Here is a 20432-nt window from a genome sequence, read left to right on the forward strand (position 1 = left end):
ATGCAAGGGATCTTAGCAGCCGCTCTGATAGAGGAATGATGAACACGATCCTTTATCTTCAGCTACTATGACTCAAATCCAGGCCTTTCCCGCGGCGAACCATTTGTTGATGAACCCGCAAATCGCTTCAAAGCATCTTCATCCAGAGAAAGTGGGAAACCGGGTGATTTCCTGCTTAGAAATTCTCGCGGGGGCGACTCCACACCAACGCCTTGTATTGAACCATCAGATAATTCGCCAGCATTTGGATATCCCTCGGGGTGTTCTGGACTTCATTCCATTTGCGCTGTACGCCGGGTCCAAAGTCCCAATAGCCATCGGTCCATCGACAAACGTCAACCAAGGGCAGCAAATCCTGGCGAAACTGCTCCTCGTGGGGCAGGCCCTCGTCTCGGACGCGTTCGCCGATTGCATCCATCAAATATCCCATCGCGACAATGCCTGCGCCGTGCATCAGGCGGGATTTTGCCGGAGGAAGACCCCAGGCCTTTGGGAAGACCGTGGAGGCAGCCTTCCAGAAGGACTTCAGCACCTTCAACATGGACTCGACATCCGGATCGTTCGCGTCCGCCTCACGATAACGATAGAGAACTCCATCACTCAGACTGTTCTCAAGCATCTTGAGGATGCTGTTGTCCTGTACGACACCAGAAGGCGTAGTTGGAGTTCTGATTTTGCCCTTGAGAGGGGATTCCCCATCGGAATTCAGCCGAGCAAGCAGTTGCGCAGGAAACCGTCTTCTCTGCAGGAGGGTCGGTAATTTCATCTCCGTCGTGGGCAAAAGTTCGTAGATGAGACCCTTGGGAAGCGGTTTTGTCGAATTCACCAAGATGAATTGCTCACGTTGCTCTCTGTCGTCACTAGCGATGAATGCTGTCGCGCAGATTGGAAAACTGTCGATGCGAGCCTCACGAATGGCAGCAGCCCTTTGCTGGCCATCAACGATGAGTCCCGGTTTGTTTGTCGCCTCATCAGAATGCGTGAGCGGAATGATGAGCGTGCCCCAACGGCTGTAGGAAGAGTCTCCGGCCTCCGCTGGAACGAACCTCACTGTTTGGTCGAAGGCCAACACAATCGCATTCGGAAGAAGGGGGTCTCTGGATTCAATGTAGTTCCTAATTTCAGAGATGTGAGAAAACACCTCCGGACGTTGGTAGCCGGCCACCAAGTCGTCCCCGTCTCGGCGAATTCGTGAGACCGTCGCAAATTTGGAAAGCAACTTGCCATCCACGGCAAAGCTATAAAACGTTCTGTTTCGCCCCTGTACGATCTCAAGGGCTGGCAACTTCAACTCAGTCTGATTTGTCATTTCGGCAAGTCCATGGGAGATCTTTCCACTAGGAAACGCATTCAAGTCGCTGCTCCAGGTGTCCTTCTAACTGCTGATTAAAAATATAGATGTTGTGAAATCCGCGACGTCGATTCCTCTCGGCTCCGCGAAAAATAACCACATGGATTCCAAGCCTACGACATATCTCACAAGGACACTCAGACCAGGGGCGATCGATGAGAACCCGCCGATATACTTCCGTCCGGTCAACCGCGCCATTGAAGACCAGTTCGTAGGATCGAAGAACATCCAACGTCTCCTCGATGGATGCTTCGCGGCGGTCATACTTGACGAGAGTGCGCAAGCACCGCTGTTCTAGCTCTCGGGCTTCTTCTTGGCGGACCTGTCCGGCGACGATGCGCCTCACCAATTCCGGGTTCGCGTCGACCTGGGGAACGCGAATCGCTGAATAGGTTCCGTGGAGGGTGTAGTAGTTGTGCTTGTCGTCTTTGAATGCTTTCCGTAGCGGGGAGGTGCTGTCAAAACTCACGGCTCCGAACTCAGCAAACGCCTGGACATTCTCACAGCGCGTGATCCCCAATAAATGAAACTGCGTGTCCGGCTTCCGCACAGCGCTCGATGCATCGAGGCAGGCCAGAATGTCGCGTGTTTTCAGAGGAACGAAACCTCCGAAGGCAATGTAGCGATAGCCAATCTCCTGCAGCGTTTGTACGGCGCGCGCATAGGACGCTGGACTCCACCCCTGCGCTACCCCGATTGGAGTGAAACGATATTTCCTGACCTCACAATATCGGAGAAACTGTTCTGCCAACTGGAAGGTCATCTCTTGCCGCGCTCTCCAGTCGGGAGGCACGAGATCGAGGCCTTCTAGATGCTGGTCGCATTCAGCCCGGTACGCAAGGATTACATGGTCCACGGAAAGGCCATAATCGAAACCGCATTCCTGATAGAAATCCGCGACCTCCTCGGCGGTGTATGGGGGACGTTCCTCTCGGACGTACGTAAACGCGCCGCAGTCGCCCATCGTTTCCAGAGTCGTATTGCCAAGTCGGAAATACTCCCTCACACCGACGCGCATGAATCGATTGCGCTGCGCACCGCTATATTTACCCGTTCCACCGCCAAGGCCATCGACAATTGCCTTCGACACCAGGATCCCGTCATACGGTGCTTCACGAAACAATTCGTGAGGATAGCGGTCGTCGCGTTGACGGACGCGCGATTCCGAGCGCATCTCAGTCTCAAAATCGAAGGACTCGTCGACAAAATCTTGACTATCCGGGAAGAAGAATTTCATCGCGCCAGCCCCCGATTCTGGACATAGGTGCGTATGAGAAAACTGGACAGAACGCGTATGTGCCTGGGCACATTCTGAATCTCATTCCAGTGCAGATCTCCTAATTCCTCCCATTTTCCGCTGGTCCAGCGGCACGCCGGGGCAATGACCCGCAACTCATGCTTGACCTCGCTCAAAACGTGCGGCGACGATGGTTCAATCGAAGACATCACTCGATCCATCAGCCTTCCCATAGAGCGCAGACCTGCACCGTGCATGAGGCGGCTCTTGCTCGGTGGCTTTCCCCAGGCATCGGGAAAAGTCTGCTTGACAGCCGTCCAATATGCGACCAGAACCCTCCAGATACCTTCGAAATCCGTCTCCCCAGACGCCATGTTGCGATATGGAAAAAGACAACCCGAAGGCGACGTAATGCTTTCCTGGACAAACTTGATCACTGTGGTATCCGAGATCACGGCCTTTGCCCGCGCATCCGCTGACGAGGAGCTACGCCGAATGAGTTGATGGAATGGAGACGAGGGATCGCTATTCAGAAGATCGCACACCGCAGATGGGATCTTGCGCGCTTCGAGGTTGGCTGGAAGTGGGGAGGAAACCTCGGGGAGTAATTCCGAGATGAGTCCTCGCGGAAGAGGTTTGGTGTTGTTGACACGCAAAAACTGGTCGCGTTGCATCTCAACGTCATCCGCGATGAATGCGTTGACCGGAACCAGGAGGCCTTTCCGTCGTGACTTGGATATTGCCAGAGCTCGTTGCTGTCCATCTACGATCCAAGCGGGCTTGCGGCCACCTTGCCGAGGGAGTGGGATCTCAAGCGTGCCCGCAACGACCAGTCCATCACGCACATGCGGGCCGCGACTCGCTATGAAGCGGACCCGCGAAGAGAGAGCTAGGATTAGCGAGTTGGGAAAGAGAACCCTATCGCTGTTCAGATAATCGACGATCCCTTGCACGTGGCGTTTCACCTCTGCGCGCTGATACCCAAGGAGCTTTCCTGCTTCGTCTCTTGAGACGCGGGAGATGTCGGCTACATTGAGTACTTCATCTCCTGTGAGACACAAAAGATAGAGCGGGTGCCCCTTGCACTGCTCAATGCGCAGCGCTCGGCGTCGTAGGGTAGAAACTTTCTTCTTAGCCATGAAATCCCTGTCGAATCCCCTGTTTTAGTTGCTTGTAGAGCTCACCAAAACGCCTCTGTTCACAGGCCTTTCCTGCCCCACGAAACTCTTCGAGCAGTTTGGTCTTGCTGACCAAAGGAGTCTTTTTCAGGCCTTCGCGGATGTACCTGGTGACCTCGAGGTCCGATTGCGGCCTTCGGGGCTGAGGCGCCACCGTCCGTGTTTCGATGGACCGTACCAAAGCCGCCATTCGATCGACCGAGGGCTCAGCATTTGCCTGAACTTCAAAGAGGAAACGCGCGACCCTGGCATTCAGTGATGTGAGCGTCCCTCCAAGGCTTCCCGAGAGTTTGCCATCGCAAGGAAGCAGATTACCCTTCCAATGCACGTGCTTGCTCGGTGTACCGCAGGAAATAATGGAGAGATACCGCCGAAAGAAGGCGTACTGGAGAACTCCACGGAGATCCTTTTCAACTGCATTCAAATAGTCGGCGGAAAGCGCGACGATGAGCGGTGTGCGCGGATACTTCAAGGCCAGGTCAGCAAAGGAACGCGGACTGCTCTGTTCCCCTGGAATCCTGTAGGAACAGACGCCGGACCACCAACTCTGGAGGACGTGGCGATCCTTCGCGCCGTTGGCAACTGAATCTATCGTCGACGGCGCAAAGGTGACCTGATACGAATTGATGCGCGTGCTAGGCCGAATCAGACCATATCCAGCAGAGCAGATCCAAAGCCGTACATTCCAGCCATGACTGGTGGCGTCCGACGGAATGTCCCGTGCGACAGACCAATGCTCACCCATATAGAGATCTTCGGCCGGATATTTCTCTGCCTTTACTGTCTTAAGCCGTTTCCTCCAGGACTCAAGGCGTGCTCGTACGTCAGATCCAACCAACTCCCGCACAGCGAGACCGGGAGCGGTCTCGTAGCGTTTTCGGCTGGAACAACTGACCACGAGATTAACTGCACGACCCAAGCGATAACTCCTACTGCAGTTTCGGAAACAGCCACAATGATAAAACTACGAACGTCATTTCTCAAAACGTTCAAACTGCTGAGGGGCGCGCCCACTCGATCTCCGCAAAGGCGCCGTGATTGTGGATACTCTCTTGGTTGAGTGCGCGGACATGAAACCATGTGAGGCGTTCGTCGGCTTGTAGCGTCGCAGCGACGTTGCGAACAATATCCTCGACGAAAACCGGGTTGTCGTAGGCCTGCATTGTGACATGTCGCTCGTCCTCACGCTTCAGCAACGCATAGACCGGGGCAGAGGCACTGGCCTCGGCCACCGCAATCAACTCTTCAATCCAAATCAGCGCCGGACCGCCTGCATCGGTAGCACGACTCCGAACCTGAATCGTGATCTCGCCCCGTTGATTGTGGGCTCCATAGTCACTGATCGCTTTGCTGCAGGGGCACAGACTCGTCACGGGAACAGAGACCGACAGGATGAAATCGGACTTAGTGCCGTTGGCTTCGCCAACAAATCTGCATTGATAGTCCATTAATCCGACGGCACCTGACACCGGAGCGATTTTCTCCAAGAAGTACGGAAATGCGGCCTCGATGTGAGCGCTTTCCGCAGCGAGTCGCTCCTTGAGTTCTGCCAGGATTCGAGGTAGGGTCCTCATGGTAACCTCCCCTCGATGTGCATTAAGGACCTCGATGAATCGGCTCATGTGGGTCCCTTTGAACTCGTGCGGTAGGCTCACCGACATGGACAGCCGCGCAATCGTCGACTGGCTTTGATTTTCCCGATCAAGAACGACAATTGGATATTGGAGGTCGCAGACGCCAACCTTATCGATTGCGATCTGACGGTGGTCGGCTTGATTTTGAATATCACGCATCAACTAAGCCTCCGATTCGCCCGCATAGATGCAACCCGAAGTGCAGGTTTCACGAATCACGATCTTGCTCAAGGATGGCATCGACGGCTGAAGTTGCTGCCAGACCCAGCGTGCAACGTTCTCGCTGGTTGGATTCTCCAAGCCTTCCACTTCGTTGAGGTAGTGGTGGTCAATCTTCTCTTCGATCGGCTTGAATGCGGCTTTGATGTCGGCGAAGTCGATAATCCAGCCGAGTTTTGGATCGAGCGGGCCTTGAACATGGACTTCGATCTGGAAAGTATGACCATGCAGTCGGCCGCACTTGTGCCCGACGGGTACATAGGGAAGGCGGTGGGCGGCTTCAATCGTAAATACCTTGAAAATTTCCATCACTTTCCCCCTATCGAATTCCTACAAACTTGTGTGTCTGAACGCTCAACCGCCAAAGCGGATTGCCAAGGCAGTATCGGAGTGCCTCCTCCGTGTTCTCTTTGCGGTACGGTCCATCCATCGGTTGCAAGAAGAAGTGTCGAAATGCCAAACTCTGAAACTCCTCAGGCTTGGCGTCGGCTTGTGGAAACACCAACTTGAGTTCGTCCCCAGTAACTTGGACAAGCTTTGTACCAGCCTTCGGGCTGACGCAGATCCAATCGAGCCCGAGAGGAGCGGCAACAGTCCCATTCGTTTCCACTGCAATCTCGAAGCCCCGGGCGTGCACCGCATCGATCAGGGGCCGATCAAGTTGCAAGAGAGGTTCGCCTCCTGTGAACACCACGAAACGCTTTTGAGCTGGGCTGGCGGCTTGCCAGGTCCCTTCGATTCGATCTGCCAAAGCGACTTCAGAGCCAAACTTTCCTCCGTCGGCACCCTCTGTTCCAAGGAAATCCGTATCGCAGAATTTGCAAAGCGCGTTCGCGCGGTCCTCTTCGCGGCCGGACCAAAGATTGCAGCCCACAAAACGGCAGAAGACAGCTACCCGTCCGGTGTGAGTTCCCTCCCCTTGCAACGTGTAGAAGATTTCCTTGACTGAATAACTCATGAGCTGACCTCCGTGAGCCCTTCCCGATATTTCAATGGGTCGGTCAGTGCGTTCTCGATGAATCCTTTTTGTCGGAGCAAGCAGGAATCACAGGCTCCGCACGGTTGACCGGTGGAGGACGGATCGTAACAACTGCTCGTCAGTCCGTAGTCAACCCCGAGTTCTCGTCCTTTGCGGACGATCTCGGCTTTCGACAACGAGATGAGGGGCGTATGGATCTTCAGATTCTGGTGGCCTTCGACTCCAGCTTTCGTGGCCAGATTAGCGAGGCGCTCGAAGGCCTCGATGAATTCAGGTCGGCAGTCTGGATATCCACTGTAATCGAGAGCGTTCACGCCGATGAAGATGTCGCTCGATCCAAGCACCTCGGCCCAAGCCAAGGCAAATGATAGGAAGATCGTGTTCCGGGCCGGCACATACGTCACGGGAATCTTGTCAGACATTTCTTCGAGCGAACGTCCTTTGGGAACGCTGATGTCCGCAGTTAGCGCGGATCCCCCAAACACTCGCAAATCAATCTGCGCGATCCGATGATCTTTGACGCCTGAATTTGCCGCGATTTTGCGGGCGCATTCGAGCTCCCAGGAGTGCCGTTGCCCGTAAGAAAAGGAAAGAGCGTAGGTCTCATAGCCTGAGGCGCTCGCGATCGCGAGGACTGTCGTCGAATCCAGGCCTCCGCTGAGTAAGACCACCGCCTTGGGTTTTGCTTCGATCATGATTCCTCCTGCTGCCGGGATCCTCTTCCGAAAAGTCCCAGTTGGCGAACCGAGCCGCTCCCTAGTTCAATGGGAACTAACCGGTTAGCGAACTGCCGAATGGCCTCGACTTCGTCCGCTTTGAAGAGCACCTGGCGGGTTCTGTAACGAAGGCCCGCAGGGATGCTGCCTTTCTCGCGCCAACGCCACAGCGTCTGACGGCTAACCTTAAGCTCATCAGATACTTCCGAGTTTGTGTAGTATTCTTCGCCTTCGATTGTAACCGGCATGTTGCAATTCTCGTCATGATCCTACAGTGTGTCGCACGACGCTCGCAACGGCAAAGGATGTTGCACGATGTTTCAGTCTTGAGGAAAAGCGGGCAATAAATCTCGGACATTGCTCACCGTCGTCTTGAAGGGTTCGAAGCGTTAGACTCTAAGTACGGAAATTCTTTAGGGATAGCATGATCGACGGCGGTATCACATCCGGTGAACGTCTCTGCAATTTCGTAAACCACAGACTCTTGTCCGATGGTGTTTGGAGCGATCTCGAATTGCTCTTGGAATCGACTGGGCGCTCTACCCAGTTGGTGGCGTTTTTCAGACAAATTGCGGCGGTGACATTGACGGGACGAATCGTCGCAGCCGGTCTCTCAATAAACGGTGATGTTCCAACTTACGAGGTGGCCTTCCAAAGACTCTTCAAGGAGCATTTGCGGGACGTGGTTGGAATACCCGGAAAGATCCTGAACGAGATGTATCGTTTTGGCCAACGCGCGGTTGAGGCGGCGCTCCAAGGCGCTCCGATGTCCCTCCAAAAGCAGATGCGTGCGTGGGCATTGAACCGTCATCATTGGTGTTATATGTGCGGGCAGGCGCTGGAATTCAATCAGAACGACCCCGTCAGAGGTTATACCCTTGAACACATCTGGCCACAATCATATGGAGGCGACAGCATCGAGGACAATTTCCTGCCAGCGTGCCAATCGTGTAACAGCAAAAAGAAGGCCAATTTTGCCACCTGGGCGATGCCACCGATTCAGTCCCTGCTTTATGGAATTGCACCAGACGACCAGCGGCTAGAAGAGATTCACGGATCTTTCAAATTTTCGTTGCATTATCGAGCCGCTCAGGTCCTTGCGATCAAAGAGGGTCGGACACTAAAGGAAGCATTCCTTAAAATTGGGCCCTGGACGACAACTCGATTCATTGATGCAGACGATGTCGCAGATTTCTTCAACCTTGAGAATCACAAACTGTACTGACGAGATCACATATGGCGATATTTGACTATGAATGCCTTGTTTCCCACCAGCGCAACACGCCTGGTGCACCCACTTTTCTCCTTTTTCATGCGCCGGCAGGCGAGGTCCTCCAATGGGCAGCAATAAAACGACTAGAGGAAGAAGCTGGCGCACCTCAACGCCAGACAAGTCCTGCTAAGGTAAAAGCGATTCGCCGGTTCCTAGAAACCGACGAACGAAATACGATTCCTACATCTGTAATCATTACCCTCGACCTTACGAATGGCGAATTTACGGAACCCCTCGCGCCCTCTTCTATCGGGAGGATTCGTTTTGAATGGAATGAGGGTGACCCGAAGCCCGGACTCGTGATCGACGGACAGCACCGACTTTATGGAATCGACGAATTCAACCACGGTACACAGGTGAATCTCGTAGCGATCACAAATGCCGGTGACATGGAGAAGGCTTTCCAATTCTTGGTCATCAATAACAAGGCTTCGAAGGTTTCCCAGGATCACATAAGAGCCCTTGCCCTTCACTACGATGAGGGTGCGTTAAGAAACCGTCTCAAAACCGCCCGTCTCAACCTGGATCCGAATGTAGGGTATGTCGGAATAGTAAACGAAGGAGAGGATAGTCCTTTCCGGGGCCTGATTTCTTGGCCGACCACCCCAGAGGAAAATCGGGTCGTCGTTCCCTCGGCCATCGAGGCTTCCATAACCTACATTCAACAGAAGAAGGTGAAGGATTTCGAAAGTGATGACGTCTTGCTCGAGTTCTTTTACACAATTTGGCGCCGAATCCATGAACGCTGGCCAGAGCTGTGGACTGCGCAATCGCGATTGCTAAGTAAAGTCGGCGTCATCTGCATGACGCAATACATGACAGACGCACTGACCTCTTCCTATGACCTTGGGCGACTCAACATTTCCGACCCAGAGCAGGTCGGCCTGTTGGTAGATGAGATTCTAGATACTCAAGAGAGAAAATTTTGGCGAGTTCCGTGGACCTCGTCGAGTTACGACACAAAAGTTGGCCGCGCAATTATCGTTCAATCTCTCACCCAGATTGCACGAAACCTGCGCTCAGGATCCTCTTGGTTTGAAGATGTAGAAATGGTTGACGCAACTGAAATCGAGGCAGACGAGGTCGAACCCCCAGTACCGCCCGCCCAGGTTTAGCGGCAGGGTGCATGCCGTATTGAACGCGTGCTCCGGGGTTAGCGCGAGGCGTACTAAGAGAGGGACGTAACCTCGTCTCTCAGGTGTTCGTGCGGTGCCGATCGCTAACGCGCGTCTTTTCGCTCCCAAGCCGCTATTGCGTTTTGTGACTCAATACGGTCAACAAGCACTAGCCCTCTCACTCGCTTCGATGCCGGCGCGTAAGTTCCCCTCCATTTAGAGTCCAGTTGAACGTTGCGGGCGACGTTGGTCGAATCCGCCGAGGACAAAGGCAACCTGCAAAACAATTCCGGATTAAGCATTCTCAGACCATGTAGTCGCGTTTTAGGAATTCCAGATGCATCGCAGCAAACTCGCATCGCGCTGTTCATCCGTTTCCACCACGGCTCACTCCCTGGCGTATTGAAGACTCCACTAGATCCAAGTGCGACTCGAGGCCAATCTTTCGCCAATCGTCGAAGGCGCCCTAAGCTTTCGTGCATATGCCAAACCGCACACCCGTGCCAACGTTCGAAGGGCCAGCATTCCAAGAATTCATCGTTCTCGTCTTCAGCCCCTTCGATGCAATCTGGCACAACGGCGAAGTCGCAACCCGGATGCCGGATCCAACGATCGATCCACGAATAGTAACGTCCGAAGTCGGGCTTGATCTTGCGCCGCCAAACAGAAAATGCTCCGTTGTCAAGACAAAATGATTGGCAGACGTAAGCTGCCATTCTGATCTGTTCAGGTCTTGCGAAACTGATCATGGCGTGTCGGCCTCGCCAGACTTCGACCGCGGTCCCTGGATCACTGAACGGTCCGCCATGATAATGCACCATGAATGTCCCTCGTGGGTTGGTTCACGAATCAGTATGCTAGAAGCGCTTCTAGTATAACTCTTTTCACTACTTATAGCTAAATGCGCGCCATTCAGAACTCTGTCGAGTTTGCCGGGACGCATTTAAGCTATTGATGTGAATGAGGATGAGATTTCCAAAGTCATGCGGGAGATGGGCCGGAAAGGTGGGCTCAAAGGCGGCAAGAAAGGTGGCAAGGCACGCATGGCTGCGCTGAAGCCTGAAGAGCGCAAAGAGTTGGCACGCAAAGCCGCCAATAAACGCTGGCAAAAGCCTCGTCGGCCCGCGAAATGACTCGCGGAGCACCCTCTTCAAGGAAACACTCGACCCTACTTGCCAAGTCGGCCACCCGATTCTCCATCAATTTGGGCTCGTGACGATTGATAACGACAGCTGTTCCCTAAGAGCCCCTCGATTTCGGGCACTTGCTAGCGGAGCGTAGGGGCTACATCGCCGGATCGCAGTAGTCCCAGCAACGCGGGTCTCCGAGGACTTCCTGTGTTACTGGACTGTCAGCTTATTGACCATTCGCTCATACTCGGCGCGCGGGATGCGGATGCTGCGATAGCTCCGCTTGTCAGCCGTCAATTTGGCGGGATACGAGTATTATGCACATTCTGCAACGCAATTAATTAAGCCAAACCTCGTTAACCAAGTCTGACCACTCCCGCTCTAGGCCATTTCGAGCTCCCCGTGCAATCGCATTTAGGTAGCCCAGAAGCGTGTCATCGTCGAGAGGCAGGACCAGACCTCGATCATCCCGAAATGTGTCTCTACAACGTCGAATGAATAGGTCTCTATTTTCAAAGTGTCTACAACACAGAAAGCCCAACTTGCCGCGATTAACGGAAAACCGTCCTGCTAACTGGTCAAGCTCTGGGTTCCCGACCTCTCTTCCGTAGTTTTTGCATTCAAGGGGTACATAGGCGCAAGGGAGACGCCGAATATTCGGGATGGTGAAGAAGAGGCCGGTGCGCGCGGCGTTTTCCATCACAATATCAATCCGCTTGCGTCCTTCATGTATTTCCCTTTCTTTCTTCGGATGGGTTAACTTCGGAAAGAAAAGAAGCTCCACTATTCCTATCATGAGTCTGTGGTACGCCGTCGCGTGATCGTCGCCTGTCGGAGTCTGACGCAGAACCGCTGCTAGGGCATCTGCAATGACAGTTTCATCGTCTGAGTCAACATCGCTGCCGGTATCGGTTGCCTCCATTCGCTTGAGGTCTTCCCGGTAGTCACGGAGCACGTGGGGATTCTGGCGCGAAAACTCAAAAAGAAAGTTCTTTGCACCTGGATACCGAGCGGCCAGATCCTTCTTTGTAACGACGCGACGCTCGGTTTTTTTGTGTTCATTCCTAATCAAACGCACAAGATTCGAAGCGGGGTTCGCAAGCTCGCGTTCTTTCAGAAAGTTCAAAACGTAATGTTGATAGTACCGTTCGGCGTGATATGCCGGAGAGTATCGAACAGCGGACTTTGGCACAAGGAGTATTGGCCGATTTCGCCAGACTGGTAATTCCGCATAACCCTCTTGCCATCGCATCGTGTCCGTGTCGAAGACGGGATCAATTGGAACATTTTGCATGGGAACGTTGTGAAGTCCACATTGCGCTCTTGTGTACTCAACTAGTTGACCACGTAGAATATTCGTTGTTAAGTCTGAGATTTTGTCGTGACTGATACCGGGAATCATCAACTCACATTCTTCCAGCGCAGTAATGAAGCCGTGCCTTACCGCCGAAGAGGTTCTCAAGGCTTCGAAAATCTCTTCCGCTTGTTGCTCCCCAATTCCGGCTCCCTTAGGCCTATTTGCGGAGTACCCCAACCGCGTCTCGTTTGGCTCGCGCAAATTGAGAAGAAGTTGTCTCGCATTGTCTTCATGTCCCGCCCGGATGTCATCTATGACCTGCTGGAAGAACGTCCCGACAGTCGTAGCAGCATCTAAGGACCAACGGTCTAGTGCTTGAGCGATTCCGAACGGATCAATGAACAGGCTGTTGTCCCGTTGCAGAGAGACATCCACAAAATCGAGTTCAAGCTGGGATTTTCCCAAGCCGAATACCCGCGAAAAGGTTGGCATCAAGATTCCTTATTGAGCATTCTAGACCGAGGCTGATTCGTTCCAAACGTGCGACCGGCTGGAACTGCCCGCAATTGGTGGCAACTACAACGCTTTCGATTGGGTCAAAAGGGCGCTTCATAAGCGGATCCGCCAGAAGCACAAATGTGTCTACGCTTCTTCAAGCGAGATTGTGGCGTGTCCTGGCGCGTGGTATGGGACGCTTCGATAGCTCCGCTTGTGTATGCGCTCTGGGCAGCTTAAGAATGATGACGCCCGTTCCCGTTCAAACAGCCGCGTGACCGTCTGCCGAGACAGAGCCATCATCATCAACGCTACTTACTTCGACGGAGTATGCCTGGATTGGCCAGGCAAGGTGCCGCCTACGTGGCCTCAATCACGGGCGTAGTGGCGTTCTTGCGGGCATTGCATCCGCGGTGCGCAAGTTGAGCATTTTCCCGGGCCGTCTTCCCTCCCTTGCTGTACGGCGTAATGTGATCGACAGTGCTGTCCTCGAATGAGTGAATTTGGTTCTTACATAGCAAGCAAATTGGGAACTTGTCGTATAGCGCACGCCGAAACGCAAAATCAAAGAACCTAGGCTCAACTTGGGTGCCATTGATGATCGGATCAACCAAATCGCGGAATCGTGTCCACCGAACGTTTGTTTGTAACGTGCTTCCGGTGCGCTTCGATATTGCGTCTTGCAATGCGGAGTCGGAGAGCATTGTAAATAGGAACAACTCCCGAATCTGCTCCGCCGAATGCTGGACCTTAACTATCGGTCGATTCATAAGTGCCGACGCCTGAATTTCAAAAACCAAAATCGAAAACTTACTATCCCACGCTCCTTTGTTCGTATGCGGGTCGACATCATAAAGTCGTCCCGCTTTGGGGCCGAAGACCGCATAGATGTTCTGAATTGTCTGCCGGAATTGTGTTGTATGAGCCTTCAGTTGCTGTGGCTCCTTAGGGGCATACTGAGCCATATATTCGTTTAAGAATTGCTTTAGTTTGCCCGTGTATTGTTGCAATCTATTCGCGAACGCAAAGAAGCGCAGTATCATTTCGCGTTCTTTGTAACGCTGCTCAGGAGCCACTCCCCCTTTGACCTTGCGCCAATTGTCCTCGCGTTCAAGCTGCGCAAGAAGTTCGTTGAACGGGCCTCTGTACGCGCAGTTCCGAATTTCTTGCTCGTTCAACGGCATTGATCCACGGTTGAGCCGCTCGAATATCTCGTATCGAAGCTCTGTATTCTCCGCCGCGTCAATCACGATTGTGCGGATAGGTTCGTCAAGGATTCTTTCTTGCTGTTGCGTAGAAAGGTCTTTGAAGAACTTACCGTTCAGACTGCTCATGGCGTGGAGCATACGAAGCGAAAATTCGTTTCCGACGAAACGCATCAAGGTGGTGAGGCGCTGCTGCCCGTCAATCACTTCCAAATGCCCTTGGGGTGCTTTTCCGAAATAGATCGGGGGAATCGGAATCTTCAGCAACACGGACTCTATCAATCGGGAGGGTAACTCGGGTTTAAGGTCCCACACGTACTCTCGCTGAAAGTGAGGTTGAAGGACCAATTGACCTTTCTCCTTCTTTTCTCTGAGGGAAGAGATTGTCCAATCCCGTATTTCGCTCGTTACTGGGTGGTCATCGGGTTTGCTTGTTGGCTGTTCCTCATCGTTCTCAGGTTCAAGTTGGTCTTCGGATGACATTAACGGACCGAGGGATATTCCATTATTGACTTCATTCGATATGACGGGTTCAGTCGGGATTGGATCGTTCTTTGGTGGTACTGAAGCGTAGGAACTATCAAGGTTGACTTCGTCGCCGATGATGGCGGTCAAAGTGGATGACGACTGGAATCGAACTAGGTCGTCTATTGGCGTCTCATTCAGGGCGGGAACGGTAATGAGGCCTGCCATCGAAAGCACAGTTTGAATATCTTGGACAATCTTCGGCCCCTTGCGGGCGGCTCCAAACCATTTCAAAATGGCCCTTACTCTATACCGTCTCGATGGTTCACCGTTGGCTAGTTGTTCCGCAATTTCTGTGATGCGCTTTGGTGTTTTCATTTGCCCCTTCAGTTCTTCACGCCAAGACACTCCAACATCCGAGTTTGCTCCCCCAGGATTCACGTGCCCATAAACGTGAAGAGAATTTCGGAGACATTCTAATTGAAGGCGGGGTGTACCCGATGTTCGCACACTGACCCGCAGTGAGAGGTCGTTGGGTCTTTGACGTAATGACTGCCGGTCGTGGTCACGATCACATCAGGAAGGCGGCATGTCTAGCTCATCGTTTCGGGATGAGTGCCTTGCTCTTCCGCTTGAGTAACGCGGCTTCCATGTCTTCCCGATGATTTCCAAGACAAAGCGCGGCTTCCGATGGCGGGCGTATATGTCCTCTTTGAGCGGTCAAATTACCGGGCCGCTTTGAGAACACGCTGAGAAGAATGACCGCTAATCAAAACCCATGCTGGTATCCCACCAGCAGATTTCAGCAACGCGCCCACGGGCCTCGTAGCGCGATAGCGGGCCGCTGTAGGGAAGAGAAAGTGAAGGTCAGACATAACGTACACAACGTTGTTGGGTGTTGACGTGCCCGTGGAGTTGATGATCGGGCTGGACGAAATGGCCCGCGTCCAGCGCGTCACACGTTCCGAGTTGGTGCGGAGCAAGCTTGCCAGTTGACGGGCGTGAAGATTGCTATGCGCAGGGGCAATCATGAACACGATGGCAGAGACACCGAGGCAATGACCATCATCAAGGCCAACCCACAGGACTCTATTCGTGAGTTGGTTGAAAGGTTCCATGAAGCGGTCATCAAGAGGGGCAAAAAACAAGGCCCGTGGGTTGGCGGAATGAAGCCAGAAGCGGAGGCCTCAACCAGCACGGAGGAAGAGAGCTAAGTCTATATTTTACAGTCCTCCCTCCTATATAAGAAAGGGACGGGGAGGCAGACATAAAAAAGACGCTCTCATCCCCACCCGGAAGTCAGAGGACTCTTCGTTCCGTGAGGTGAAGAGATTTGAGACGCGGGCAAATGGGACAAGGCTTTGGACGGGTTGAGCGCGGTTGCATTGGAGAGACAGAGGACAGCAAATACTTTTGGGCAAAAGGCGGAGGAATAAGGGGTTAATCCGTGGAGTCATTCCTGCCTGTGTGTGTTTTATACATGGCCTGATTGATGAATGTATATGTATATGTATATATTTTTCAATCACTTAGTATAAACGGATAAACACAGAGAGTGGTGACTCCATGACTCCATGACTCCACGTGACTCCACGGTTTTCAGTTTTCAACACACCGGAAGGGCCTTTTGTATTCGAGGGAGTTAAACGCAATGAAGTTAAGTATAAGACCCGAGTCACAGAAGCTGCGGCTTGAGGTGCGGACAGATGGGGGCGGTGCAAAGTTGACACAGGGATAAGTCCTTTGTTTTAGCCCCCCTCTGAAACGAATGTAACAGACGTAAGTCCTTTGTATTTGATGGTGGTTGCACCGTCGTCCTATAGGGGGAGGATGACGACGACGCTGCCGTCTATATGACCACCATGACCGCCGTTGGAGAATTTCATTACATTCATTCTCCTCCGTAACGGTTTTGGATTTGTGCCCTGAATAAAGCCGGACCTGTTAGACAGAAAGGACGTAAGCAATGGGAGCCAAAGTAACTTTATCCACACCAATTGACCCGGAAATATCAGAGCAGTTGGACCAGTTCTGTGAAGAGATTAATCGTTCTCGGGCTGAGGTGATGCGCGGGCTGCTTTGTGCGCTGCTTGTTGAGGGCAAGCAGTTCATCTTTGATGGGTGGCGCGAACGGGTGAACGGCATTAGACACCATGTCCCGGATGGCGTCGGCAAGGTGGTAGGTTAGGGCAAAGGCAGAGGAATAGGGAGTCGGAAAGAGCAGTCATTCCTGCCCTGTGTGTGTTCTATATGGGCTGATGTATGAATGTGTATGTGTATGTGTAATATTTTCAATAACTTAGTGTATACGGGCTAACACACACACACGACTATTTTGACTCACTTGACTCACTTAAACCAAAGAGAGTGTGGTCCTTTGGTTGATTGACGCTGTGCCAACGTGGTGTGGAACTCTAACAGAATCAAAAGGGTACGGGGGTCAAAATGTCTAAGGGCAAGCCCCTGAAGCCCTCCGCAGATCAGAACCTTACATAGATTGTTTATTCTGTGAAAATGTAAACTGTTACATTTTACTGAGTAAATTCGATAGTTTGTATCGTGTCCCTCGCAAGCGAAAGAACACACATAACTTACATGCGTTGCGCATCAGAACGCCAAGGAACGGGGCACGACAGTGGAAACTAGACTCCTATATGACCGGAAAGAGGCTGCCCGGCAGCTCTCCATTTCCGTCCGGTCGTTGGTTTACCTCATCGCGGGCAAGCAGCATGAGATGCGGCGCTATTTCTTTCTTCGCGAGGTAGGCACGTCCCAAGTCCCCGTTACTAGCGCGTCCAATCGGTCTTGCCGCCCCTTCACCCAACGCGCATAGTGCTTCTCCGTGGTCTTGATTGACTCGTGCCCAAGCAGCTTACTGACTTCCTCCATGGGCACTCCCTTCTGTAAAAGGTCAACGGCAAACGTGTCACGTAGCCTGTGGCTGACCATGTGGCCCGAGCGAACACCGGCAGCTTCAAACAGAGGGCGGACGTACCGGCTGCCCCACATGATTACTTGACTCCGCCCTTTGCTCTTCCCTGTCCAAAAAATGTACCCAGGATTCGCTGACGGGACCTCAAGCACCTCTTTGGCAACATCCGGCGGAATCGGCACGGACACATGCGTCCCTGTTTTCTGCCGAGCGGTCACCACGCGGTAAATGCCGCCCCGCTTTTCCTGAATAATGTCCGCCTTACGGATCTTCACCGCGTCCTGAATCGCAAGCCCGCTCCATCGCATGAGTTGAATCAGCGCCCGCAATCTCTGCTTGGTCTCCGTGCTCAGCAATCGGGTGACGCCCTTCACGTCAAACCGCGCGGGCCTCACGGAGTCAATCGTGCGAAGAATTTTGGCATACTCCGCGTCAGTCAACGGGAGTGTGGGAGGCTCATTTGCTTCAACCTTGGGCACGGCGGGGATGCGGTCCAACCAACGGCACTCAAAGCAATAGCGCAAGAAGCTACGGAGGCGCTCACGCACTGAGGCCCGCGTGTTGCTGGAGGGGTAGTGCTCTTCCCACGTTGAAGCGTACCCCGTGAGCAGCTCTCGCGTGATGCGTGTGACGGTGAAGGCATTTTCTCCTTCGCAATACACCTGAAAGCGGCCTAGCTCACTTCTATACCGAGCAACCACACCGTCAGACACGCCCCGCACCTTCTTGTCCGTGATGAATAGGTCAATGGCCTCGGTAACGGTGCGGACATTGTCTTCCGGTCTTTGCTCCGGTATGCGTCCGGCTAATTGGTCTTGGAGCTGCCGTTTGATTTCCTCTGCTTCCTCCCAAGAACGTGTCCCGGCCTTGCGGCGGTATTGGGTGCCGTTCTGAGTCCAGCGGAAATGTTTACGGCAATTGCAGCGACGGGAAAACTCATCCCCAGAATACTTGCACGGGTTCCCTTTGGCGTCGTTGCCGTGCCGGACAAAGATAGTGATGATGGACGTGCTCATTCTTTGTGCCTCTTTGGATTACGGACACACGATAGCACAGAATTAGCACAAAACTCAGTGACAAAGAAAAATCCCCGCTGTTTATGCGGGGATTCTTCCTCGGTAAACTGTTGGGATTGGACTAAGGCCATCGCGCTGAAAGCGATTGCCAGGGCCCGGCGGTTGAAACTGCCGCTGGGGCTTACTTGGGGCTTGGGGCGCGATGCCCTAGGCCTCAGTCACCTCACGTAAAAAACTACTCGAACAGTCATTTTGCATAGGCTGGATCAACCTCCTTTCCCGTGTAGCCTCAAACTAAATCAACGGGCGCAAGCCGTCAAGCCGACGATGATCGGGAAATTCCATCAGCGTCGGCGAGCACAATAGGAGATTCGTTTGTGGTTACTGAGGGGTGTTGGCCTTCTGCGTTGCGTTTGCAGCTTTGTTCTCCTGCTCCATCGCCTTGGCGCTTTCCTTGTCCGCTTTGGCACTGTGCTTCTCGGCATCAGCATGTGCGCGCGCTGACTTCTCTTCCTGCTTCTGACGCCGCCTCTGCTCCTTCAACTCCCGCTTGGTCAACGGTATTGGGGCATCGAGCGACTGGTCGTGCATAGGAGCCGGCGTCACCATGTCCTGATCGTGCTTCGGAACAGGGGCTGCAGAATCCTGCGTGGTAGTCGTAGTAGTGGTAGTTTGGGAACCGGGCTGAGGTGGAGGCGTATTGGTCGGGGTCTGTTGCGCGATGGCTACTGTGGAGAAGGCCGCCAGGCCGAGTAAAGCGAGCCGTTGAAACGATGTCATGAGGGGTCCTTTGAATTTCGGCCCTTGGCCGGTTCGAACCCCTATCTTGAGCCAATCCAAAAGAAAACTCTGGTCAATTATGACCAGTATTGTTATTTAGCTGGAGCTTCGCTCGACTTCGAGCTAGATCCGCTCTTCAAGCAAAACGCTTACGGTGTCGCCAACGTCCTTGCCGATCCGCTTGCGTGTCTCCTCTTTCACGGGCAGCTTGTGCCTCCCGTCGCCGAGAGCCATGAATGAGCTCTCAAACGGAACGCCGTCGACTTTCCCGCGCACTTTCACCAGCCCGCGCGTTCCGAAAAACTCCGCAGATTCAGGCCAGACCACATACGTCCAGCCGCCTTTGCTAGGACTCTTTTCGAGCTTCGCGGTAAACCGCTTGTTCAGCATGCGACGTGTCCTTACGCGGACATCCAGGAGAGGCGTTCATTGTCCGCTGTTTTTAAGCGAGCGCGAGGTTCATGTTGTCGATGGCTTCGTCTATCTCCTGCGTGCTCTTGAATCCCACCGTGGCGCAATCGATACCCGCATGTTGAAATGCAAATCGCATCGCAGCCTGGCGATCTTCGTGCTTCGTAAACGTGCCGTCGCCGCACAGTTTCATGCTGATAACACCCATACCCTCACTCTTCACCTGCTTGACGTGCGACACAACCTCCTGCACGTTGCCGGCTTCCGGTGTGTCCGGAATCGGGCCATCCATGCGGGTGCCATTGTGATTCATGCGGATCATGGCAACCTCAAGAAACTTGTTACCCGGTACCTGGCGTAGCGCGGGCAAGCCATGCACGGAGGCACCGCGTGTCTTGATAACGTTTTTTGACTGCGCTTGAAGCATCCCTTCCTGCCAGTGCTTGGTCTCTTCCATCCAGTTGCTGGTATGTTGCCAGTGCAGCAGCATGATGTCGAAGTATTCTGTCTGGGAAACGCGGCGCATATCGTCGAATCTCTTTTGAGGATCGACACCCGAATCCGTCGTCACCTTGTTCATCAACTGGTAGCTGTCGCGCGGATATGGCTTGAGGGCTTCGCCAAGCATCGCCGGGGTCATATACGCCTCGGCGGTTTCGAAGAACCGGATACCGTGATCGTACGCATACGCAATCAGCCGCGAAAACTCCTTCTGACCGAGCGCCGCCTGCACGTGCCCATTGTTGCTGCCTGTTCCGAAGGCGAGCCGTGTCACCCTGAGTCCTGAATTGCCCAGCGTGACCACGTCAGTAGCGGTCCTGCGAGCCGCATGCAGGGGAAGCGTGCCCGCGAGCGCGCCCGCGGCGATGGTGGTTTTCAGAAAATCGCGTCGATTCAATTGGCTCATGGGGACCTCCGGATTTGGGCTGCGAACGCAGCCATTAGCGGAGATGGTAGCATGAGCGCGCAAAAATCGCAGGCCCCGGCGATAGAGAGCAT

20 protein-coding genes are annotated in these 20432 nt (G+C 53.4%); 4 read left to right on the top strand and 16 right to left on the bottom strand.

All coding sequences use genetic code 11. The features are described 5' to 3' along the window. Positions 1-175: 175 nt before the first annotated feature. The 9 genes from dbpB (P8935_RS18495) to P8935_RS18535 all read right to left on the bottom strand — a co-directional run bounded on the left by dbpB (P8935_RS18495) (position 176) and on the right by P8935_RS18535 (position 7562). Entirely contained in the window at positions 176-1354 is a 1179-nt protein-coding gene (gene dbpB, locus P8935_RS18495; protein ID WP_348261781.1) for a DGQHR domain-containing protein DpdB, read from the bottom strand. Further along, on the bottom strand, positions 1338-2588 hold the full coding sequence (dpdA, locus tag P8935_RS18500) for a tRNA-guanine transglycosylase DpdA (RefSeq protein ID WP_348261782.1): 1251 nt from the start codon (positions 2586-2588) through the stop codon (positions 1338-1340). Before dpdA ends, dbpB (P8935_RS18495) begins: the two co-directional genes overlap by 17 nt. Beyond that, entirely contained in the window at positions 2585-3727 is a 1143-nt protein-coding gene (dbpB, locus tag P8935_RS18505; RefSeq protein WP_348261783.1) for a DGQHR domain-containing protein DpdB, read from the bottom strand. Before dbpB (P8935_RS18505) ends, dpdA begins: the two co-directional genes overlap by 4 nt. Next, the gene (locus P8935_RS18510; protein ID WP_348261784.1) at positions 3720-4685 is read right to left on the bottom strand and encodes a hypothetical protein; all 966 of its coding nucleotides are present in this window, start codon (positions 4683-4685) and stop codon (positions 3720-3722) included. Before P8935_RS18510 ends, dbpB (P8935_RS18505) begins: the two co-directional genes overlap by 8 nt. A 70-nt stretch (positions 4686-4755) precedes the next feature. Continuing rightward, on the bottom strand, positions 4756-5559 hold the full coding sequence (gene folE2 / locus P8935_RS18515; protein WP_348261785.1) for a GTP cyclohydrolase FolE2: 804 nt from the start codon (positions 5557-5559) through the stop codon (positions 4756-4758). Between the two features lie 3 nt (positions 5560-5562). Then, positions 5563-5928, bottom strand: a complete 366-nt coding sequence (queD, locus tag P8935_RS18520; RefSeq protein WP_348261786.1) for a 6-carboxytetrahydropterin synthase QueD — start codon at positions 5926-5928, stop codon at positions 5563-5565. A 10-nt stretch (positions 5929-5938) separates the two neighbouring features. Beyond that, positions 5939-6577: a 7-carboxy-7-deazaguanine synthase gene (gene queE, locus P8935_RS18525; RefSeq protein WP_348261787.1), complete on the bottom strand. Its 639-nt coding sequence runs from the start codon at positions 6575-6577 to the stop codon at positions 5939-5941. Further along, a complete protein-coding gene (gene queC / locus P8935_RS18530) occupies positions 6574-7293 on the bottom strand; it encodes a 7-cyano-7-deazaguanine synthase QueC (protein ID WP_348261788.1) in 720 nt (239 codons plus the stop codon). Before queC ends, queE begins: the two co-directional genes overlap by 4 nt. Further along, complete coding sequence (locus P8935_RS18535; RefSeq protein WP_348261789.1) at positions 7290-7562, bottom strand: helix-turn-helix domain-containing protein; 273 nt, start codon at positions 7560-7562, stop codon at positions 7290-7292. Before P8935_RS18535 ends, queC begins: the two co-directional genes overlap by 4 nt. 176 nt (positions 7563-7738) lie before the next feature. On the opposite strand from P8935_RS18535, the gene P8935_RS18540 reads away from it, so the two are divergent. The 3 genes from P8935_RS18540 to P8935_RS18550 all read left to right on the top strand — a co-directional run bounded on the left by P8935_RS18540 (position 7739) and on the right by P8935_RS18550 (position 10835). After that, positions 7739-8539: an HNH endonuclease gene (locus P8935_RS18540; RefSeq protein WP_348261790.1), complete on the top strand. Its 801-nt coding sequence runs from the start codon at positions 7739-7741 to the stop codon at positions 8537-8539. Between the two features lie 11 nt (positions 8540-8550). Beyond that, entirely contained in the window at positions 8551-9702 is a 1152-nt protein-coding gene (locus tag P8935_RS18545; protein WP_348261791.1) for a DGQHR domain-containing protein, read from the top strand. 956 nt (positions 9703-10658) lie between these two features. After that, a complete protein-coding gene (locus P8935_RS18550; RefSeq protein ID WP_348261792.1) occupies positions 10659-10835 on the top strand; it encodes a hypothetical protein in 177 nt (58 codons plus the stop codon). A gap of 334 nt (positions 10836-11169) precedes the next feature. Here P8935_RS18550 and P8935_RS18555 read toward each other — a convergent pair whose 3' ends face one another. The 3 genes from P8935_RS18555 to P8935_RS18565 all read right to left on the bottom strand — a co-directional run bounded on the left by P8935_RS18555 (position 11170) and on the right by P8935_RS18565 (position 15412). Then, on the bottom strand, positions 11170-12621 hold the full coding sequence (locus P8935_RS18555) for a hypothetical protein (RefSeq protein ID WP_348261793.1): 1452 nt from the start codon (positions 12619-12621) through the stop codon (positions 11170-11172). A gap of 362 nt (positions 12622-12983) precedes the next feature. Beyond that, positions 12984-14702: a DUF262 domain-containing protein gene (locus tag P8935_RS18560; RefSeq protein WP_348261794.1), complete on the bottom strand. Its 1719-nt coding sequence runs from the start codon at positions 14700-14702 to the stop codon at positions 12984-12986. 317 nt (positions 14703-15019) lie between these two features. Then, on the bottom strand, positions 15020-15412 hold the full coding sequence (locus P8935_RS18565) for a hypothetical protein (RefSeq protein ID WP_348261795.1): 393 nt from the start codon (positions 15410-15412) through the stop codon (positions 15020-15022). Between the two features lie 848 nt (positions 15413-16260). On the opposite strand from P8935_RS18565, the gene P8935_RS18570 reads away from it, so the two are divergent. Continuing rightward, on the top strand, positions 16261-16482 hold the full coding sequence (locus tag P8935_RS18570) for a hypothetical protein (protein ID WP_348261796.1): 222 nt from the start codon (positions 16261-16263) through the stop codon (positions 16480-16482). Between the two features lie 554 nt (positions 16483-17036). Here P8935_RS18570 and P8935_RS18575 read toward each other — a convergent pair. From P8935_RS18575 to P8935_RS18590, 4 genes are all read right to left on the bottom strand, one after another. Beyond that, positions 17037-18242: a tyrosine-type recombinase/integrase gene (locus P8935_RS18575; RefSeq protein ID WP_348261797.1), complete on the bottom strand. Its 1206-nt coding sequence runs from the start codon at positions 18240-18242 to the stop codon at positions 17037-17039. Between the two features lie 381 nt (positions 18243-18623). Continuing rightward, the gene (locus P8935_RS18580; RefSeq protein ID WP_348261798.1) at positions 18624-19022 is read right to left on the bottom strand and encodes a hypothetical protein; all 399 of its coding nucleotides are present in this window, start codon (positions 19020-19022) and stop codon (positions 18624-18626) included. Between the two features lie 123 nt (positions 19023-19145). After that, on the bottom strand, positions 19146-19412 hold the full coding sequence (locus P8935_RS18585) for a DUF1905 domain-containing protein (protein WP_348261799.1): 267 nt from the start codon (positions 19410-19412) through the stop codon (positions 19146-19148). A gap of 52 nt (positions 19413-19464) precedes the next feature. Then, positions 19465-20340 (bottom strand): aldo/keto reductase, encoded by an 876-nt coding sequence (locus tag P8935_RS18590; protein WP_348261800.1) that lies wholly within the window; start codon positions 20338-20340, stop codon positions 19465-19467. Positions 20341-20432 lie beyond the last annotated feature (92 nt).

Origin of the sequence: Telmatobacter sp. DSM 110680 (assembly GCF_039994875.1) — a bacterium.
Lineage (GTDB): Bacteria > Acidobacteriota > Terriglobia > Terriglobales > Acidobacteriaceae > Telmatobacter.

Excerpts from the sequence above, each read along its gene's own strand:
- dpdA (WP_348261782.1), bottom strand. The coding sequence starts at position 2,588 with ATGAAATTCTTCTTCCCGGATAGTCAAGATTTTGTCGACGAGTCCTTC.
- dbpB (WP_348261783.1), bottom strand. The coding sequence starts at position 3,727 with ATGGCTAAGAAGAAAGTTTCTACCCTACGACGCCGAGCGCTGCGCATT.
- folE2 (WP_348261785.1), bottom strand. The coding sequence starts at position 5,559 with ATGCGTGATATTCAAAATCAAGCCGACCACCGTCAGATCGCAATCGAT.
- queD (WP_348261786.1), bottom strand. The coding sequence starts at position 5,928 with ATGGAAATTTTCAAGGTATTTACGATTGAAGCCGCCCACCGCCTTCCC.
- queE (WP_348261787.1), bottom strand. The coding sequence starts at position 6,577 with ATGAGTTATTCAGTCAAGGAAATCTTCTACACGTTGCAAGGGGAGGGA.
- queC (WP_348261788.1), bottom strand. The coding sequence starts at position 7,293 with ATGATCGAAGCAAAACCCAAGGCGGTGGTCTTACTCAGCGGAGGCCTG.
- P8935_RS18535 (WP_348261789.1), bottom strand. The coding sequence starts at position 7,562 with ATGCCGGTTACAATCGAAGGCGAAGAATACTACACAAACTCGGAAGTA.
- P8935_RS18540 (WP_348261790.1), top strand. The coding sequence starts at position 7,739 with ATGATCGACGGCGGTATCACATCCGGTGAACGTCTCTGCAATTTCGTA.
- P8935_RS18545 (WP_348261791.1), top strand. The coding sequence starts at position 8,551 with ATGGCGATATTTGACTATGAATGCCTTGTTTCCCACCAGCGCAACACG.
- P8935_RS18555 (WP_348261793.1), bottom strand. The coding sequence starts at position 12,621 with ATGCCAACCTTTTCGCGGGTATTCGGCTTGGGAAAATCCCAGCTTGAA.
- P8935_RS18565 (WP_348261795.1), bottom strand. The coding sequence starts at position 15,412 with ATGGAACCTTTCAACCAACTCACGAATAGAGTCCTGTGGGTTGGCCTT.
- P8935_RS18570 (WP_348261796.1), top strand. The coding sequence starts at position 16,261 with ATGGGAGCCAAAGTAACTTTATCCACACCAATTGACCCGGAAATATCA.
- P8935_RS18575 (WP_348261797.1), bottom strand. The coding sequence starts at position 18,242 with ATGAGCACGTCCATCATCACTATCTTTGTCCGGCACGGCAACGACGCC.
- P8935_RS18580 (WP_348261798.1), bottom strand. The coding sequence starts at position 19,022 with ATGACATCGTTTCAACGGCTCGCTTTACTCGGCCTGGCGGCCTTCTCC.
- P8935_RS18585 (WP_348261799.1), bottom strand. The coding sequence starts at position 19,412 with ATGCTGAACAAGCGGTTTACCGCGAAGCTCGAAAAGAGTCCTAGCAAA.
- P8935_RS18590 (WP_348261800.1), bottom strand. The coding sequence starts at position 20,340 with ATGAGCCAATTGAATCGACGCGATTTTCTGAAAACCACCATCGCCGCG.